General features: G+C 67.5%; 16 protein-coding genes. 12 read left to right on the top strand and 4 right to left on the bottom strand.

What is annotated here, in order from left to right; genetic code table 11:
* The first annotated feature begins 206 nt into the window (after nt 1–206).
* The 4 genes from BpN12_RS05590 to BpN12_RS05605 all read left to right on the top strand — a co-directional run bounded on the left by BpN12_RS05590 (nt 207) and on the right by BpN12_RS05605 (nt 3,942).
* Nucleotides 207–1,388: a porin gene (locus BpN12_RS05590; RefSeq protein WP_246794296.1), complete on the top strand. Its 1,182-nt coding sequence runs from the start codon at nt 207–209 to the stop codon at nt 1,386–1,388.
* 78 nt (nt 1,389–1,466) lie between these two features.
* A complete protein-coding gene (locus BpN12_RS05595) occupies nt 1,467–2,420 on the top strand; it encodes an amidohydrolase family protein (protein ID WP_246794297.1) in 954 nt (317 codons plus the stop codon).
* 31 nt (nt 2,421–2,451) lie between these two features.
* Nucleotides 2,452–3,078 (top strand): flavin reductase family protein, encoded by a 627-nt coding sequence (locus BpN12_RS05600; protein WP_246794298.1) that lies wholly within the window; start codon nt 2,452–2,454, stop codon nt 3,076–3,078.
* A 27-nt stretch (nt 3,079–3,105) separates the two neighbouring features.
* Nucleotides 3,106–3,942 carry a cupin domain-containing protein gene (locus BpN12_RS05605; RefSeq protein ID WP_246794299.1) on the top strand — a complete coding sequence of 279 codons (837 nt, stop codon included), beginning with the start codon at nt 3,106–3,108 and terminating at the stop codon, nt 3,940–3,942.
* Nucleotides 3,943–4,145: 203 nt separating this feature from the next.
* Here the strand turns inward: BpN12_RS05605 and BpN12_RS05610 are convergent, their stop codons facing one another.
* Nucleotides 4,146–5,210 carry a ketopantoate reductase family protein gene (locus BpN12_RS05610; protein WP_246794300.1) on the bottom strand — a complete coding sequence of 355 codons (1,065 nt, stop codon included), beginning with the start codon at nt 5,208–5,210 and terminating at the stop codon, nt 4,146–4,148.
* A 156-nt stretch (nt 5,211–5,366) separates the two neighbouring features.
* On the opposite strand from BpN12_RS05610, the gene BpN12_RS05615 reads away from it, so the two are divergent.
* From BpN12_RS05615 to BpN12_RS05645, 7 genes are all read left to right on the top strand, one after another.
* A complete protein-coding gene (locus BpN12_RS05615) occupies nt 5,367–6,248 on the top strand; it encodes a fumarate hydratase (protein ID WP_246794301.1) in 882 nt (293 codons plus the stop codon).
* Nucleotides 6,245–6,868, top strand: a complete 624-nt coding sequence (locus BpN12_RS05620; protein WP_246794302.1) for a fumarate hydratase C-terminal domain-containing protein — start codon at nt 6,245–6,247, stop codon at nt 6,866–6,868. The genes BpN12_RS05615 and BpN12_RS05620 overlap by 4 nt, the downstream gene beginning before the upstream one ends.
* A 1,070-nt stretch (nt 6,869–7,938) precedes the next feature.
* Nucleotides 7,939–8,931, top strand: a complete 993-nt coding sequence (locus BpN12_RS05625) for a TRAP transporter substrate-binding protein (RefSeq protein WP_246794303.1) — start codon at nt 7,939–7,941, stop codon at nt 8,929–8,931.
* A gap of 85 nt (nt 8,932–9,016) precedes the next feature.
* Nucleotides 9,017–9,511 (top strand): TRAP transporter small permease, encoded by a 495-nt coding sequence (locus BpN12_RS05630; RefSeq protein WP_425306290.1) that lies wholly within the window; start codon nt 9,017–9,019, stop codon nt 9,509–9,511.
* Nucleotides 9,512–9,517: 6 nt separating this feature from the next.
* Complete coding sequence (locus tag BpN12_RS05635; RefSeq protein WP_246794305.1) at nt 9,518–10,870, top strand: TRAP transporter large permease; 1,353 nt, start codon at nt 9,518–9,520, stop codon at nt 10,868–10,870.
* A 666-nt stretch (nt 10,871–11,536) separates the two neighbouring features.
* Nucleotides 11,537–12,547: a hypothetical protein gene (locus BpN12_RS05640; protein ID WP_246794306.1), complete on the top strand. Its 1,011-nt coding sequence runs from the start codon at nt 11,537–11,539 to the stop codon at nt 12,545–12,547.
* Nucleotides 12,548–12,899: 352 nt separating this feature from the next.
* The gene (locus BpN12_RS05645) at nt 12,900–13,751 is read left to right on the top strand and encodes an oxidoreductase (RefSeq protein WP_246794307.1); all 852 of its coding nucleotides are present in this window, start codon (nt 12,900–12,902) and stop codon (nt 13,749–13,751) included.
* Nucleotides 13,752–13,813: 62 nt separating this feature from the next.
* On the opposite strand, the gene BpN12_RS05650 is transcribed toward BpN12_RS05645, so the two are convergent.
* A complete protein-coding gene (locus BpN12_RS05650) occupies nt 13,814–14,665 on the bottom strand; it encodes a LysR substrate-binding domain-containing protein (RefSeq protein ID WP_246794308.1) in 852 nt (283 codons plus the stop codon).
* Between the two features lie 113 nt (nt 14,666–14,778).
* Between BpN12_RS05650 and BpN12_RS05655 the strand changes: the two genes are divergently transcribed.
* Nucleotides 14,779–15,678, top strand: coding sequence for a DMT family transporter (locus tag BpN12_RS05655; RefSeq protein WP_342346200.1), 900 nt, complete (start codon nt 14,779–14,781; stop codon nt 15,676–15,678).
* A gap of 166 nt (nt 15,679–15,844) precedes the next feature.
* On the opposite strand, the gene BpN12_RS05660 is transcribed toward BpN12_RS05655, so the two are convergent.
* Nucleotides 15,845–15,973, bottom strand: a complete 129-nt coding sequence (locus BpN12_RS05660) for an HHHH-motif protein (RefSeq protein WP_246794309.1) — start codon at nt 15,971–15,973, stop codon at nt 15,845–15,847.
* A 223-nt stretch (nt 15,974–16,196) separates the two neighbouring features.
* Nucleotides 16,197–16,706 (bottom strand): Lrp/AsnC family transcriptional regulator, encoded by a 510-nt coding sequence (locus BpN12_RS05665; protein WP_246794310.1) that lies wholly within the window; start codon nt 16,704–16,706, stop codon nt 16,197–16,199.
* Nucleotides 16,707–16,895: the final 189 nt, after the last annotated feature.

The raw sequence follows: 16,895 nt of genomic DNA on the forward strand, positions 1-16,895 counted from the left end.
ATCCGTTGCATCGTCCCCCAATTGCATGCGGCCTGTCGCGCCCGGCGCTTTTCGCTCTGCGAAATGTTCCGGAAACGCGCTTGGGTTCGCGGCGCCTCGCATGGAACCATACGAGGCGTCGAGACGGAGTGGACGATTCCACGAGCCGCTCCGCTCGGCGATCCGTCGCCCGTCCACGAACGGGCCAAATCATCGGAGGAGACCTCATGAAAACTTCGCTGTCGCTGATCGCCGCCGCCGCCGCGATCGCCTGCACGACGACGGCCCACGCGCAGAGCAGCGTGACGCTGTACGGCATCGTCGATGCCGGCTATAGCTACAACAGCAACGCGGGCGGCAAGACGCAGTCCGCGATCGCCGGCGGCAACGAGAGCGCCTCGCGCTTCGGCCTGACCGGCAGCGAGGAACTGGGCGGCGGCTACAAGGCGGTGTTCACGCTCGAGAACGGCTTCACCACCACCACCGGCGCGCTGCAAGCCGGCCTGCTGTTCGGCCGCCAGGCTTTCGTCGGGCTTGGCACGCCTTACGGCACCGTCACGCTGGGCCGCCAGTACCTGACGCTGTCGAGCTATCTCGGCGCGTTCGCGTCCGGTACCGACTGGGCCGCGCGCGGCGCGGGCTGGGGCTATCACCCGGCCGGCCTCGACGACGTGGACGGCACCGAGCGCGCCAACAACGCGATCAAGTACGTGAGCCCGCGCTATCGCGGCGTGCAGGTGGGTGCCACCTACAGCCTCGGCGGCGTGGCCGGGCAGGTCACGCGCAACGAGATGATCTCGGCCGGCATCGACTATCTGCAGGGGCCGTTCCATGCGGCGCTGGCCTACCTGTACGTGAAGAATCCGAACTTCGCGCTGTTCGGCAACAACGCCACCAGCAGCGCGACCGGCAACAACTTCGCGAGCCCGATCTTCAGCGGCTACGCGAGCGCCGCCGCGCAGCGCGAGCTTGGCGCCGGCGCGTCCTACGAGTTCGGCAAGCTCACGGCCGGGCTGATCTACACCAACACGCGCTTCACCGACCTCGGCGGCACGCCGGTGGCGGGGCTCGTCACGCCGGCCGGTGAACTCGGCAAGACCGCCAGCTTCAACACCGCCGAGGCGAACCTCAAGTACCGGCTCACGCCCGCGCTGCTGCTCGGCGTGGCCTATGCCTACACGCGCGTGAGTTCGTACCAGGGCCTGAGCGGCGCGAGCTACCAGCAATGGAACCTCGGCGCCGACTACGCGCTGTCGAAGCGGACCGATCTGTATTGCGTGCTGCTGCACGAAACGGCCGCCGGTTTCGATTCGACCGGCCATCGCGCGGTGGCCGCGCTGACCTTCGCGACGCCGTCGGCGAGCGACGCGCAGACCGGCTTCACGATCGGCATCCGCCATCTGTTCTGAGGCAGCGCGGCCCGCGCGCCGCGCCGCTGAATCACCCGCATCAACGAATCACCCGCTTTCGTTCCGACTGGAGACATGATGGATTCCACCCAAGCCCGACCGCCACATGCCGGCGTGACGCTGTTCGACTCGCACGCTCACCTGGTGGCCGACGATCAGGCGCGCTATCCGCGCAACCCGATGAAGCGCTCGCCCAACGCGCCGCCGCGCCTGCCCGGCGTGATCGGCCTGCCGGGCGGCAAGCACGGCCCGAACCCGATCAACGAGGTGCCCGACGTGGCGCGGATGCTGCCGTGGATGGCCGAGGCCGGCGTGGAGGCGGCCGTGGCCGTGCAGAAGCGCATGATCTACCGCTACGACAACAGCTACATCCTCGATTCGTCGGACGCGCATCCGGACACGTTCTCGGCCGTCGTGATCCTCGACGCCGAGGACGCGGCCACCCCCGGGCTGGTGCGCGGCTACATCGAGCGCCACGGGCTGGCCGGCGTGCGCCTGTTCGGCGGGCGCGAGCCGGACGGCAGCATGCCGTGGCTGAACTCGCCGCGCGCGCTCGAGACCTGGGCGGTGGCCAACGAACACGGCATCGTGATGGACATCGAGGTGCTGGCGCTGGGCGGCGGCGGGCCGTCGGTGCCGGTCATCATCGAGCTGGCGCGGCGCTTCCCGAAGCTGCGCGTGGTACTCGACCACATGCTCGAACCCGAGGTGGACGACGACAACTTCGGCTTCGACGCGCGCTTCGCGCCGCTCGCAGCCGAGCCGAACATCTTCTTCAAGTTCACCTCGATCAACCTCGACATCTACCGCGAGACCGGCACGCCCGCGCACGAGGTGCTGCGCGCGGCCGTCGACCTGTTCGGCGCGGACCGCATCATGTGGGGCTCCGACATCGGCACCTCGTCGGGCACCTATCTCGACATGGTGCAGCGCATGCTCGAGGCCACCACGCTGCTGACCGATGCCGAGCGCCACGCGGTGCTCTACGAGACCGGCAAGCGCGTGTTCGTGAAGGGCGGCGCGCGTGGCTGAGCACAACCCGGACCCCGCGCGGGCACTCGCCATGTTCATCGATCCGGCCGCCACGCCCGGCTTCAAGCGCACGCTGTTCAACGCGATCGTCGCGCCGCGCCCGATCGGCTGGATCAGCACCGTCAACGGCCGCGGCCAGGTGAACCTCGCGCCGTTCTCGCACTTCAACCTCGTCTCGACCGCGCCGCCGGTGGTGATGTTCTCGTGCAACACGCCGGCCGACCGCGCCGAGAAGGACACCATCGCCAACGTGCGCGAGACCGGCGAGTTCGTGACGAACCTCGTCAGCTGGGACTTGCGCGAGCCGATGAACCACAGCTCGATCGACGCGCCCTACGGCACCGACGAGTTCGAGCTGGCGGGCCTCGCCAAGGCTCCGAGCGTGATGGTGCGGCCGCCGCGCGTGGCGGCCTCGCCGGCCAGCATGGAATGCCGGCTGCTGCGGATCGTCGAGATCGAGCCGACCGGGCCGGGCGAGACGGCCAGCCAGGTGGTGTTCGGCCGCGTGGTGGGCGTGCATCTGGACCCGCGCTTCGTGGGCGAGGACGGCCGCTTCGACACGGTGCGCGCCGAGCCGCTCACGCGCCTGGACGGCAACCGCTACGGCGTGGTGGAGCGCCTCGCCGAGCTGGGCCGGCCGAGCCCGCGCCGCGACTGATATCAAGGAAATCGAGAGGATCACGACATGACGATGGCAACCGAAACCGGCGTGCGCCGCACGGCCGTCTACGACCTGGGCCCCGGCGCGATCGCGCGCGGCCAGAATTTCTTCGTGCAGTGGCTGGAGGGCGAGGGCGGTGATGGCGCCGCCAGCCCGGAATTCGCCGCCGCGAGCGAACACGAGCTGCTGCTGCTGCTGCCCGAGGAAACCGGTGCGCAGGTGCGGATCGGGCACGGCGAGGCGCGCGAGGTGCCGGGCCGCAGCGTCTGCGTGCTGCCGGCGGGCGAGGTGGCGGTGCGCCCGGCCGCGGGCGGGCGCGCGGTGCTGATCGCCTCCACGCGCGCCGATCTCGCGCCCGGCGCGGCCTGCAACGACGGCGACTACGCCGCGCCCGACGCGCGCATCGCGCCCGGCGACGCCGGCTACCGGCGCACGCGCGGCGGCGGCGAGCTGCAGGTGATCCGCATCGACGAGATCGTGCCGCCCGCCGACAAGCCGCGCCTGAAGATGCTGCAGTCGGACACGCTCAGCATCAACTGGGTCGAGTACCAGGACGCGCGCGACCGCTCGAAGCTGAGCCCGCACAGCCATACGAACTTCGAGCAGGGGTCGCTCGCGATCGCGGGCGAGTTCATCCACCACCTGCGCGTGCAGTGGGGCGCGGATGCGAACCAGTGGCGCGAGGACGAGCACCTGCACGCGGGCGCCGCCTCGATGATCGCGATCCCCGTGCAGCTGATCCACACCACCGAAGGCGTGGGCGCGGGCCGGCATCTGCTGATCGACGTGTTCTCGCCGCCGCGCGAGGACTTCATCGGCAAGGGCTGGATCGCGAACGCCGCCGATTACGCGCGCGGCTGAGGCGGAGGCTGGCGATGCGTGCCGCGAGGGCGAGGGCGGGCGAGGCGGCGGGAGGTGCGCGGAGGCGCCCGGCCAGTTGCTCGGCCAGCGGGGCAGCCCGAAGCTGGGCAACGCGCCGCGCGGGAACTGCGGAACATGCGGGCAATGCGGAAGGTCCGGCGCAAGCGCGCGCCGCCTCGACCGCCGCCGCGCCGGGCCGCCCGTCAGGGCGCCGCGTGCGCCGCGTCAGCCGGCGTGGCCACGTCGGCGCGCAGCCGCGCCAGCGCCTCGATCGCGCGCAGCCACGGCGCGTCGATGCCGAGCCGCGCCGCGCATTCGAGCGGCGCGCCGAGGATCGCGTCGAGTTCGAGCGAGCGGCCCGCCTCGAGGTCCTGCAGCATCGAGGTCTTCACGGCGCCGAGCTGGCGCGTCTGCGCGATCCGCTGCGCGATGTCGATCTCGATCGTGAGCCCGGCCGCGCGGCCGATCGCGAGGCATTCGCCCATCAGGCGCTCGTAGACGGCCAGCGTGCCGGCGTCGTTGACGAGGCGGTCGGTGCCGGCCTGCGTCAGCACGCTGAGCGGGTTCGAGCAGGCGTTGCCGAGCAGCTTGATCCACAGGTCGCGGCGGATGTCGTCGCTGGCCACCGTCGTCAGGCCCGCCGCGCTCAGCAGCGCGGCCCAGCCCGCCGCGCGCTCGCTGACGCCGCCGGCCGGCTCGCCGATCGTGATGCGGTTGCCGCTGTGGTGCCGCACCACGCCGGGCGCGGGCGAGCTGCACGAGGCCATCACGCTGCCGCCCAGCACCTGCGCGAACGGCAGCGTGCGCTCGATGGCGCCGTCGGGGTCCACGCTGGCGAGCCGCAGGCCCGCGAGCGGGCCGCCGGCCGGCAGGCAGAACCACCACGGCAGCCCGTTGCCGACCGGCAGCACCACGGTACCGGGGCCGACCAGCGGCGCGAGCGAGGCGGCCAGGCCCGGCAGCGCCTGCGATTTCAGCGCGATCACGAGCAGGTCCTGTTCGCCCATCGCCTCGGCGTGCTGGTGTGCCTCGATGGCGATCACGCGTTCGGCGTCGTCGCCAGCGCCCGTGTAGCGCAGGCCGGTGTCGGCGAGCACGCGCAGCGTCGCGCCGCGCGCCAGCGCCGAGACGCGGTGGCCGGCCAGCGCGAGCCGCGCCGCGAAATGGCCACCGATCGCGCCGATGCCGACGATGCCGATCCGGCGCGCCGGCACCGCGCCGCCGCCGGTGGTGGAAAGCGGCGCCTGCCGCGAGGGGGTCTGGCTCATGCCTGGCTCCGCGTCATGATGTGCAACGTAGGGTGTGCAACGCATTGTCGCCGCGCGGCCAATTCGGCGGCGAACTCTTTTGGCCGGGTTTTCTCCTGGCGGAATCGCGATCGTGCCCGCCGCGCGGCACGATCCTCAACCGATGATTCTCTCCCCATGTCCACACTCGACAGTTCGATCCTGAAGCGCGTGACCGCGCAGCTCTACGAGCGCTCGCTGAAGACGATCCCCGACGACACGCGCGCGTTCCTCGAACGGGCCGAGGCGCGCGAGTCGAATCCCACCGGCCGCACCACGCTGCGGATCCTGATCGACAGCGCCGACGGCGCGCGGCGCGACGATTCGCTGGTCTGCAGCGACGTCGGGATTCCCACCTACAGCATCAAGATCGGCACGCGCGTGAACTTCGACGGGCCGGTGCGCGCGGCGATCCGCGACGGCTTCGCCGAGCTGGCCGCGCGCATCTCGCCGCCGATCCTGAAGATGGTGACGAACCCGCTCACGCACGAACGCGGCCATGCCGGCAAGGACATGCCGATCGTCAGCTTCGACCTGATCGACGAGGCCGACTACGTGGACGTGGTCTGCTCGCCGAAGGCGATGGGCACCGGGCGCTGGGAGGCGATCGAGGCGTTCGTCTACCCGAGCCACGAGCAGATCGAGCGCTTCGTGCTCGACACCATGCTGCGCGCCGGCTCGCAGCCGTGCCTGCCGCTCGTGATCGGGGTGGGCATCGGCGGTACCTTCGACTATGCGGCGCGGCTCGCCAAGGAGCAGATGCTGCGGCCGTTCGGGCGCACCAACCCGGAACCCGTGCTGGCCGCCATGGAGCGGCGGCTGCTCGACGCCGTCAACGCGATGGGCTTCGGACCGATGGGCACCGGCGGCGACACCACCGCGATGGCCGTCCACATCGACTACGCGGCGAGCCACGGCTTCGTGCCGGTGGCCGTCTGTTTCAACTGCTGGATCAACCGGCGCACCGCCGCGCGCATTCACGGCGACGGCCGCGTCGAATTCCTGGAGGGCACCGCATGAGCCGGATCCACGACCTGAGCCTGCCGCTCGCGCGCGAGCAGGTGGACGCGCTGCAGCTCGGCGACATGGTGCGGCTGTCGGGGCGCGTGACCGTCAGCATCGGGCTGCCAACCCACCAGCGGCTGGCGCGGATGATCGAGGCCGGCGAGCCGCTGCCGGTGGATCTCGCCGGCGGCGCGTTCTTCCACCTGAGCACCTACGTGGACGAAACCGGAGGCACGCCGCGCGCGCTGTACCTGAACCCGAGCACCAGCACGCGCTACAACCCGTGGATGCCAACCTTGATCCGTGGGCTAGGGGTGCGCCTGGTGGGCGGCAAGGGCGGCCTGGACGCCGCCAGCGCCGCCGCGCTGCGCGAGGCCGGCTGCGCCTACCTGTCGTTTCCGGGCGGCGGCCTGAACCTGCTGTCGCGCGCGCTGCGCGCCGTGGCGGCGCAGCACTGGACCGAGTACATCTCGCAGTTCCGGCTGCTCACGCTCGAGGTCGCGCAGCTCGGGCCGGCCACGGTGGCGATCGACGCGCGCGGCGAAAGCCTCTATGCGCAACTGCACGAGCAGGCGGTGGCGCGGCTGCCCGGCATCGTCGGCGCGCTCGGGCATGGCCGTGTCGATGCCGGTTGATCGGGTCGCGGGCTGCCGGCGCAGCCGGCAATGAATTCAAAAAAATGCCGGTGGATCGGAGGGGGTGATCCACCGGCCGAACACCTTTCGGCGTAATACAACGAGGTTCAAAGCGGTCCCTCGTTGAATGCATCGTAACGAAATGACCGCCAGGATTGTGGCGAGATCGTGAGCAGTGTGCCGAAAGTGTGTCGTCTTCCAGCGCGACGCGGGTGGCATGATCGTGGCAATCCAGGCGTCGCGACTGGCAGGCCGCCGATCTGACGGCCATACCCTCGTGGCCAATCGGCGCCGCTCCACCTCCTGTTCTTCCGCTCCCGCGCGCATGCCGGCCCGGCACCGCCGCCGCAGCCGGCACGCCGCAGTCTCCCTCCCGGCCGTCCCGCGCCTCCCCCACACGCATCCGCTGCGATATCAATGAAGGCAAACAGAAATGCATTCGATTGCTTTTGGAAAGCCGGAAATCGGACGTCATTGATCGGGCGGGCGGTGCGGCACGCCGCTTCGCTGACGGCCATGCCAGCGAACGTCGCGCGGGGCCGGAAAAACGAACGAGGTTAACCCTCAAAGATCAGTCGTCTTATAACGTTGTTGCCCAGCACGCGGCAGGCGAAAGAATTTGCGGCGCGGCGGCCGCCCGGCGACCCGCAACGAATCCAAAAAACAGAGATAAATCGTTGAATGGAAATGGAAAATGTGATTTTTCGAGAAACGCGACGATCGACCCTCTGCGGGTATGCACCAAGTGTACAAGCGTGGTTCCGCCCCGATAGACTCGCTCCCTAGTTGTACGACGTGAGACAGCGGGTGAGCTGTCTGATGGTGATCTGACGACAACGACGACGAACGGCCCGACGACAGGGGGATGGCAGTGACCGGATATGACGACATGCGGCGAAAGCAGGGCGACAGCCTGCCGGTGCGTGCCATTGCATACGTGCCGAACGTCGCGAAGTCCGCCGGGGTGACGTCCGCCACGCTCGACAACCCGCGTCCGGCCTCGCGCTGACGCCGTGCCGGGGGCGGCGCCCGCCCACCCAATACTCGATATTCCCAGAGGAGACTTGACCATGAAAACGATCTTCACTCGCACCCGCGTCGCGGTCGCGATCGTCGCGGCGCTGGCCGCGGCGACCACGATGTCGGCCCAGGCCCGCACGTTCCGCTCGGCTGACGTCCACAGCGACAACTTCCCGACGAACATGGCCGTCAAGTTCATGAGCGACGAGATCAGCAAGGCCACGGGCGGCAAGGATTCGATCAAGGTCTACGGCAACAGCGCGCTCGGCTCGGAAAACGAGACGATCGACCAGGTGCGGATCGGCGCGATCGACATGGTTCGCGCCAACGGCGCCGCGTTCAACGAGATCGTGCCGGAATCGCTGATCCCGTCGTTCCCGTTCCTGTTCCGCGACATCGAGCACTTCCGCAACGTGATGTACGGCCCGGAAGGCCAGAAGATCCTCGACGCGTTCAAGGCGAAAGGCCTGATCGCGCTGACCTTCTACGAGAGCGGCGCGCGTTCGATCTACGCGAAGCGTCCGGTCAAGTCGCCGGCCGACATGAAGGGCCTCAAGGTGCGCGTGCAGCCGTCGGACCTGATGGTCGATGAAATCAAGGCGATGGGCGGCGTGCCGACCCCGATGCCGTTCTCGGAAGTCTATACGGGCCTGAAGACGGGCCTGGTGGACGCGGCCGAGAACAACCTGCCGTCGTATGACGAAACCAAGCATTACGAAGTGGCGAACGTGTACTCGGAAACGCAGCACGCCATGACGCCGGAAGTGCTGGTGTTCTCGAAGAAGATCTGGGACACGCTCTCCCCGCAGGAGCAGGCGGCGATCAAGAAGGCGGCCGCCGACTCGGTGCCGTACTACGTGCAGCTCTGGACGGCGCGTGAAGGCGATGCGCGCAAGGCCGTGCTGAAGGGCGGCGCCACCATCGTGCCGGCCGCGCAGATCGACCGTGCCGCGTTCGTGAAGGCGATGCAGCCGCTCTGGACCAAGTACGAGAAGACCCCGCAAATGAAGCAGATCGTCGACGAAATCCAGGCGATCAAGTAAGACGCGGCGTGCGGTCCGGCGATGCCGGCCCGCATGCGCGAACCGGCGGCCGTGCGTGGATGCGCCCGGCCGCCTTTCCTGTCCGATGAGGATTGAAGCAATGAGGTTCATCAAGCACACGAACGACGTGTTCTTCATGGCGCTGGCGGTGATCGCGTCCGCGAGTCTCGTCGCGCTGACGGCGCTCGTGTTCTACGCCGTCGTGAAGCGCTACGTGTTCAACGACGCGCCCGATTTCGTCGAGCCGATCGCGCTGCTGCTCGTGATCGTGATCGCGATGTTCGGCGCCGCGATGAAGGTCCGCGACGGCGGCCACATCGGCCTCGATTCGTTCGTGCGCCGGCTTTCCCCGAAGGGCCAGGCGGTCGTCCACGGGTTCCAGCATCTGTGCCTGATCGCGTTCGCGGTCGCGATCATCATCGGCTGCCTGCAGATGGCCGAAACCACTGCCGACGACAGCATCCCGATCATCGGGCTGCCCGAGGCGGTCCGCTACCTGATCCCGATGCCGGCGGGTCTCGCCATCATCCTGTTCTCGCTCGAGCACTTGCTTGCGCTGCGCAAGCGCAACCGAACCTGATCCACCATGGAACTCGCAATCCTTTCCATCAGCTTCCTGCTGCTGCTGTTTCTCGGGGTGCCCGTGTCGTTCGCGCTCGGGCTCTCGTGCGTCGCGACCTACCTGGCCGAAGGGCTGCCGGTGGCCACCGCGATGCAGTCCGTCATCTCGGGGATGAACGCGTTCTCGTTCCTCGCCGTGCCGTTCTTCATCTTCTCCGGCGAACTGATGCTGCATGGCGGCATCGCCGACCGGATCCTGAACTTCGCGCAGTCGGCCGTCGGGCACTTCCGCGGCGGCCTCGGCATGGCCAACGTGGTGGCCTGCACGCTGTTCGGCGGCGTGTCCGGCTCGCCGACCGCCGACACCTCGGCGATGGGCGGCGTGGTGATCCCGCTGATGAAGCGCGAAGGCTACAGCGCCGCCTACGCGGTGAACGTGACCACCCATGCCTCGCTGGCCGGCGCGCTGATGCCGACCTCGACCAACATGATCATCTACGCGTTCGCCGCGCAGGGGATCACCGGCATGCTGAACGGCCACATGGTGAGCGGCGTGTCGATCGGCGACCTGCTGTTCTCGGGCCTGCTGCCGGTGCTGTGGGTGATGGGCTTCGTGCTGATCGCCGCCTACTGGCAAGCGCGCCGCTACGGCTACCCGCGCAGCGCCGACGGCTCCACGGCACTGCTGAAGTTCCCGGGCTGGTACGCGGTGGCGCGTTCGTTCGTGGGCGCGCTGCCGGGCCTGGGCGTGATCGCCATCATCCTGGTGTGCGTGGCCAAGGGGATCGCCACGGCGACCGAGGCGGCCGCGATCGCGGTGGTGTACTCGCTGGTGCTGACGCTGTTCGTCTATCGCACGCTGACGATGAAGAAGCTGTGGCGCGCGCTGTCGCACGCCTCGCGTACCACCGGCGTGGTGCTGCTGCTGATCGCCGTGTCGAACATGCTGCGCTTCCAGATGTCGTACCTGGAGATTCCGGACGCGATCGAGCACCTGCTGCAGCAGTCGAACGCCGCGCCGTGGCTGATGCTGCTGTACATCAACATCCTGCAGGTGTTCCTCGGCACGTTCGTGGACATGGCCGCGCACATCCTGATTACCACGCCGCTGTTCCTGCCGCTCGCGATGGCCTGCGGCGTGGGGCCGGTGCAGTTCGGGATCATGCTGCTGCTGAACTGCTCGCTCGGCCTCGTGCATCCGCCGATCGGCTCGGTGCAGTTCGTGGGCTGCGCGATCGGCGAGGTGTCGATCGGCGAGACCACCAAGACCGCCTGGCCGTATTACCTGGCGATCTTCAGCGCGATCAATATCGTGACGTACATGCCGTTCTTTTCGACCTGGCTGCCCAGCATCATCAGCGGGCATCCGGTGTTCTGATGCGGTGAGGGTTTGATGTAGCGTGGACGATGGTTTGGCCAGTCGGTCGCGTGAGCTTCGACGGCGGCGTGGGATTCCACGGCCGCCGTTTTTTTATTGGCGCGCGCAAGCGAGCGTGGGCGAGGGCGGGCGAATTCACCGGGCGAGGCGAGGGCCGGGGCAGGTTCGGGATGGCGCGCAACGAGCGCGAATCAAGAAACCGCATCGGCGGGTTGCCATATCGATGCGTTGAATCAAGACGCGGGCCGGTCATCGGGCCAAAATCCTTGTTTGAAAGCAAACGCCGTCGGCAAACGCCGTCGGCAAACGCCGTCGGCAAACGCCGTCGGATCTCCATGTCGAGGTGGCTGCGTGTTGATTCGTTATCCTTCTGAATTTCCAGTCGTCGTTCAAGAATCCGGTGAAGTCCGCCCGGCCTGCGCAGCATTGCACGAGTCTATTTTTCGATCGGACTACCCACAGCGTTCGGTTTTCCGGGACGCTGACCGAACAAGCCGGGAGTCGCGCGGTTTCTGATTAAAAAAAAGTCGAATATCCGCTGATCGTCGATGCGACCGGCGGGATCTCGATTTGGTCGAAAAGAGGCGAGGTATCCATGAGTTGGTTTTTCAAGGAAGACATCCATCGTGATGGATGGCGGGTAGGCGTTGGCGGAGCTCGGGCGCGATGAGGAACGTCCGGCTGGCCTGGGTCATGATTCTGTCGGGATGCCTGGTTTGCAAACCGGTATCTGCTCAGTCGATGTTGAAGCAGTCGGTGGTCGACAGTTACGGCAATTGCACATGGCGTGAAAACGGCGACGGTACGAAAACAGCATCGCTGATCATCAATTTCAAGGCTGCCACGCGTGAAAATCTGGGTGGTGGAACGAGCCTGCATTCGAGATCGTTGATGACGTTGGCCTATGACAAGGACGGGAAGAGTTATAGCAATGACATCTCTATTGGCGGCTTCAATGCGGGGGAGAAAATAAACGGCGTGGGACGCGATTATGGACTGAGGGTCACCTATACGGATTGGCCGGGCATGATCGATTTCAAAATAAATGGCCGCCGTCCCGATGATAATTGGCACAATGCCAATGCTTTCTCCGCCAGCGTCGAGGTGACTTTTCGTGGAGAACGGTGGCGCGCGATCAGCGTCACGGCCGGCAACGTCGGATATTTTCTCACCGGGTTCTCGCAGGAGCAGACGGGCGCAGCCTATCTGTATCCCGATTCCGACGGAAGCGGATGCCAGGTCGTCTCGCCGATCAATCCGCCGAAGCCGCCCGTCACGATCCGCATGTCCGCACCCGACTGGGATCTGGGCGAACTACCGATGGACCATGGGGAAAAGCGCTTCACGGCGGCGGCCGACCAGCTCTGTTTTGCGTATTCGGGATTGAGCGGCGACGGCCTCGACGTGGTACTCGATGCCGACAGCCAGAATGGGGTAATCGACAATCAGTACCAGCTGAAAGCGCTGGCCGATCCGACTCAAGTGGTGCCGTACAGCATGGCGCTGGACGACGGCAGTACCGAATTCACGCTTCCGAATCAGGTGAAATCATCGATCCGCCTGAACCCGTCCGGCAGAACCTGCTTCGCGCCGACCTTCAGGACTTACGTGAGGCCGTTGCTGAAGAAGGGGGATTACAGCGATGTGCTGACGTTTACGGTGGTGAGTAAAACCTGAGAAGCCGATCGGTCGGGCGGCGCCCCGTTACACGACGGCATGGTTTGGACTTCAGCGGCACGGAAACACAAGGTCCGCCTGCGGGAGATCGTGTCGGCTCGACTGGTCGTGACCATGCGCCCGGCGGACCAAGCCGGCGAGCCCAAAAAATCCCGCGCTTTTTCACGAATGCCGGCGTTCCGAAATGCATCCGACAGACAGCCGAAAGCCATCCGCATCATTACCACCCAGCCGGTAAAACCAGCGCGCCCCCCCGACTGCACGCCGCATCGCGACATGCGATACTTCCCGGCCCGTTCCCCCACCGCGTGACGCATTCCCTCGCGCGGCCCCCGCCAACAAGGAACTCCCCATGTCATCCACGCCCGCATCCACCCCCGTCTGGTTCATCACCGGCTGTTCGACCGGCTTCGGCCGCGAGCTGGCGTTCGCCGTGCTCGACAAGGGCTGGCGCGCCGTCGTCACCGCCCGCCAGCCTGGCTCGCTCGCGGAATTCGGCGAGCGCTACGGCGAGCGCGCGCTCGTGCTCGAACTCGACGTCACGCGGCGCGAACAGATCGACCACGCGGTGCAGCAGACGCTGCAGCAGTTCGGCCGCCTCGACGTGCTCGTCAACAACGCCGGCTATGGCTATCTGAGCGCGATCGAAGAGGGCGACGACCAGGACGTGCGCGACATGTTCGAAGTCAATTTCTTCGGACTGGCCGACACGATCAAGGCGGTGCTGCCGGTGATGCGCAAGCAGCGTGCCGGCCACATCGTCAACATCACCTCGGTGGGTGGCCTGATCGGCAACCCGGGCAGCGGCTATTACGGCGCCAGCAAGTTCGCGGTGGAGGGGCTGAGCGAAGCGCTCGGTGCCGAGACGGCCGAACTCGGCATCAAGGTCATCGCGGTCGAACCGGGGCCGTTCCGTACCGACTGGGCCGGGCGTTCGCTGAAACAGACGAAGACGCCGATCGACGCCTACGACACGATCGCCGGCCAGCGTCGCGCGGCCATCTCGGCCCACAGCGGCAAGCAGCCGGGCGACCCGGCGCGCGCGGCGCTCGCGATCATCGCCGCGGTGGAGTCGCCCACGCCGCCGGCGCACCTGATCCTCGGCAGCAACGGGTTGGAACGTGTCAAGGCGAAGCTGGACACGCTGCGTGCCGAGATCGCCGCGTGGGAAGCCGTGACGCGCAGCGCTGATTTTCCCGAGTGATCGACGCAACACCGAGTCACTGAACGAGGGCATCAGGCCCGGCCGCCCTCGTCAGCCCTCGATCAAAGCCTGAACTGCTGCCGCAGCGCCGTGGCGAGCACCTCTGTCGCCTCGCTTGCCTTGCCGCGCGCGCCGCGCATCAGTACCACCTCGTGGTCGGCCACGCCCGGCAGCGTGTCCAGCACCCGCATCCCGGCGCCCACCCGCGCGCGATCGACCAGCGTCACCGCCAGGCCGGCCTCGACGCAGGCGCGGATCGCCTGCGTCGAGGCGCTGTCCAGGATCACGCGCCACTTCCGTCCGATCGATTCGAGCACGCTCATCATCGCCATCCGGTACGGGCAGGGCTCGCCGTAAAGCGCCAGCGGCAGCGGCGCCGACTCGTCGTGGACGAAGCTCGGGCCGGCCACCCACACCGGCGTCGTCATGGTCAGGAAATCGGCGGGCCGGCTGTCGTGCGCGGGCTGCACCACGAGCGCGAGATCGAGCTTGCCGCGCGCGATCTGGTCGCGCAGCTTCAGGCTCGGCGCGGTCCTCATTTCCAGGATCAGGTTGGGCCACTGGGCCGAGAAGCGCGGCAGGATATCGCGAATCACGTGCGCGGCATATTCATCGGGAATGCCCAGCACCACACGTCCGGCCAGCGTCTTGCCGTGAATCTCGTCCACCACGCGGTCGTGGGCGGCCAGCACGTCGCTGCTGCTGGCGAGCAGCCGCTTGCCGAGCGCGGTCAGCGTGACCGTCTGGTTGTCCCGATCGAGCAGCCGGCCGCCGACGATCGCCTCGAGCCGCTGGATGTGGATGCTGACGGCGGCCGGGCTCTTGTTGACGAATTCGGCGGCCAGCCGGAACCGCCCGAGTCGCGCCACGGCGTGAAAAGTTCGCAATATCTCGATGTCGAGGATCGTGCTCATGGTTTCGTTCCGCTAAACGACTCGATCAGTATATTTTGATTTTCGAATCGACGCGGCGGCACTAGCCTTCAGGCATGACCCGCGCATCGACATCGAACCCGGGCGGAGCCGCCGTGCTCCGCAAGCTTCCCCGCCTGCCGCTTCCGGTGCTGGAGGCGCTGATGGTCGTGACCTGGAGTTCCGGCTTCGTCGGCATGCGGTTCTCGGCCGGCCAGGCGCCGATCTTCCTCGTGATGCTGTGGCGCCTGATCGCCGTGTCGGTCTGCCTGCTGCCGTTCGTGGCCCGCGAGATCGGGCGCGCGCCCGCGGCGGTGCTGCTCCGCCAGGCGGGCATCGGTGTGCTGGCGATGGCCGGCTACCTGATCGGCGTGTCGAAGGGCATCGCGCTCGGCGTGCCGGCCGGCCTCGCCGCGCTGATCGCGGATCTGCTGCCGCTCGGCACCGTGCTCGTTTCCACGTTCGCATTGCGCGAGCGGCATCCGCGCCGCGTCTGGGCGGGGCTGGCGCTCGGGCTGGCCGGCACGCTGGTGGTGTGTCGCGACGCGGTCGCGCTCGGCGCCGCGCCGGTCTGGGCCTACGCGCTGCCGGTGGCCGGCATGGCCTCGCTGGCGGTGGCCACGGTCTGGCAGCAGCGCGCGTCGGGCCGGCACGCCGGGTTGAGCCCGCTCGGCACGCTGTGGCTGCAGTGCGCGGCGTCGTGCCCGGTGTTCGTGGGATTGCAAGCCACGCAGGGCCGCCTGTTGCCGATCGCCTCGGCCGGCTTCGCGGCCAGCGTCGCGTGGACCGTGATCCTTGCCACGCTCGGCGGCTGCGGGCTCTACTGGGCCTGCCTGCGGCGCTCGTCGCCGTCACGCGTGACGAGCGTGCTGTTCCTGAGCCCGCCCGTCACGTTCATCTGGGCATGGGCGATGTTCGGCGAGCCGCTGTCGTGGCTGATGCTGGTGGGCACGGCGATCTCGGGGCTCGGGGTGCTGTTGATGGCGGGGCGCAGTGCCGGGGGCAGCGCGCATTGAACGCGTCGCGGGCGATGCGCAAGACGGAACGCCGTGCAAAGGCGCAACGAAGCGGAAGGGGACTCAGACGGGGAATGAAGCAGAAACGAAGCATCGGGTTCGAGGCCGGAGCCGGCCATCGAACCCGCCGGCGGCGCGTGCCGCCGGCCAGCCGGGACCGTGAGGCTTAGTGGACCCAGTGGCAGCTGCGGTGGTGGTGATGGTCGACGTGGCAGACCTTGTGCGGGCGGGCTTCCGCGTTCGTCACGAGGAGGGCGAGCGTCACGGCCAGAGCCGAAGCGAGCAGAGCTTTCATGGAGTGTCCTGAGCGGAGTGGTGTGGTTGTAACCGGGGCCGACATCGCCGCGTCGGATGCGATCCGCTGCGGCCTGGCGTCCGGGTTCGTGGTCGAACGACACGATCATACGAATGCGCTTCATTTCAGGTGCAACGGTTTGTAACCGCGCATTTAAAACAGCATTCATTCCGCTTTCAATGTGACGGCCCATGTCTGCCGCATGCATGACGCGTCGCGCCGCTCACACCGGAAACTGCGTGGTGGAGAGGATCTCCTTCAACACCACGAAGGTGCGGATCTGCCGGACCCCGGGCAGGTAGAGCAACTGTTCCGCGTGCAGCCGGTTGAAGGTCTCGCTGTCGCGCGTGCGCACCAGCATGAAGGCGTCGAACTCGCCGGTCACCACATGGCATTCCATGCAGCCCGACACCTTCTGCGCGGCCTTCTCGAACGCGGCGAACGACTCGGGCGTCGAGCGGTCGAGCACCACGCCGATCATCACGAGCATGCCCGCGTTCAGCGCCTTCGGTTCGAGCAGCGCGACGACGCCGCGAATCAGCCCGGCCTCCCTGAGCTTTTCCACGCGCCGCAGGCAGGCCGGCGGGCTCAGGTTCACGCGCCCGGCCAGCGCCACGTTCGAGATCGACGCGTCGCGCTGCAGCGCGCGCAGGATCGCGCGATCGACGCGGTCGAGTTCCGCGCCGGCGGCCACGGCGGCTGCCACGGACGCTGTTTTTTTTGTTGCGCACATGGACCAGATTTCCTAACGAAATTAATCAAAAAATGAATCGAGCCTTCGAAACATCTGAAATCAGCAATTGATTCGCAACCCTGATTCGTGCCGTCGTTTCTAACATAGTCGCATCGTTTCGACGACAGGCGCGGGGGCCGGCACCGTGGGCGTCGTGCGGAACGTATCCATCCATCCGTTCAAGGAGCG

Source organism: Burkholderia perseverans, from assembly GCF_022870505.1.
Classification (GTDB): Bacteria; Pseudomonadota; Gammaproteobacteria; order Burkholderiales; family Burkholderiaceae; genus Burkholderia; species Burkholderia plantarii.

Excerpts from the sequence above, each read along its gene's own strand:
- BpN12_RS05605 (WP_246794299.1), top strand. The coding sequence starts at position 3,106 with ATGACGATGGCAACCGAAACCGGCGTGCGCCGCACGGCCGTCTACGAC.
- BpN12_RS05640 (WP_246794306.1), top strand. The coding sequence starts at position 11,537 with ATGAGGAACGTCCGGCTGGCCTGGGTCATGATTCTGTCGGGATGCCTG.
- BpN12_RS05615 (WP_246794301.1), top strand. The coding sequence starts at position 5,367 with ATGTCCACACTCGACAGTTCGATCCTGAAGCGCGTGACCGCGCAGCTC.
- BpN12_RS05595 (WP_246794297.1), top strand. The coding sequence starts at position 1,467 with ATGGATTCCACCCAAGCCCGACCGCCACATGCCGGCGTGACGCTGTTC.
- BpN12_RS05625 (WP_246794303.1), top strand. The coding sequence starts at position 7,939 with ATGAAAACGATCTTCACTCGCACCCGCGTCGCGGTCGCGATCGTCGCG.
- BpN12_RS05610 (WP_246794300.1), bottom strand. The coding sequence starts at position 5,210 with ATGAGCCAGACCCCCTCGCGGCAGGCGCCGCTTTCCACCACCGGCGGC.
- BpN12_RS05660 (WP_246794309.1), bottom strand. The coding sequence starts at position 15,973 with ATGAAAGCTCTGCTCGCTTCGGCTCTGGCCGTGACGCTCGCCCTCCTC.
- BpN12_RS05600 (WP_246794298.1), top strand. The coding sequence starts at position 2,452 with ATGTTCATCGATCCGGCCGCCACGCCCGGCTTCAAGCGCACGCTGTTC.
- BpN12_RS05645 (WP_246794307.1), top strand. The coding sequence starts at position 12,900 with ATGTCATCCACGCCCGCATCCACCCCCGTCTGGTTCATCACCGGCTGT.
- BpN12_RS05650 (WP_246794308.1), bottom strand. The coding sequence starts at position 14,665 with ATGAGCACGATCCTCGACATCGAGATATTGCGAACTTTTCACGCCGTG.
- BpN12_RS05635 (WP_246794305.1), top strand. The coding sequence starts at position 9,518 with ATGGAACTCGCAATCCTTTCCATCAGCTTCCTGCTGCTGCTGTTTCTC.
- BpN12_RS05590 (WP_246794296.1), top strand. The coding sequence starts at position 207 with ATGAAAACTTCGCTGTCGCTGATCGCCGCCGCCGCCGCGATCGCCTGC.
- BpN12_RS05665 (WP_246794310.1), bottom strand. The coding sequence starts at position 16,706 with ATGTGCGCAACAAAAAAAACAGCGTCCGTGGCAGCCGCCGTGGCCGCC.
- BpN12_RS05630 (WP_425306290.1), top strand. The coding sequence starts at position 9,017 with ATGAGGATTGAAGCAATGAGGTTCATCAAGCACACGAACGACGTGTTC.
- BpN12_RS05620 (WP_246794302.1), top strand. The coding sequence starts at position 6,245 with ATGAGCCGGATCCACGACCTGAGCCTGCCGCTCGCGCGCGAGCAGGTG.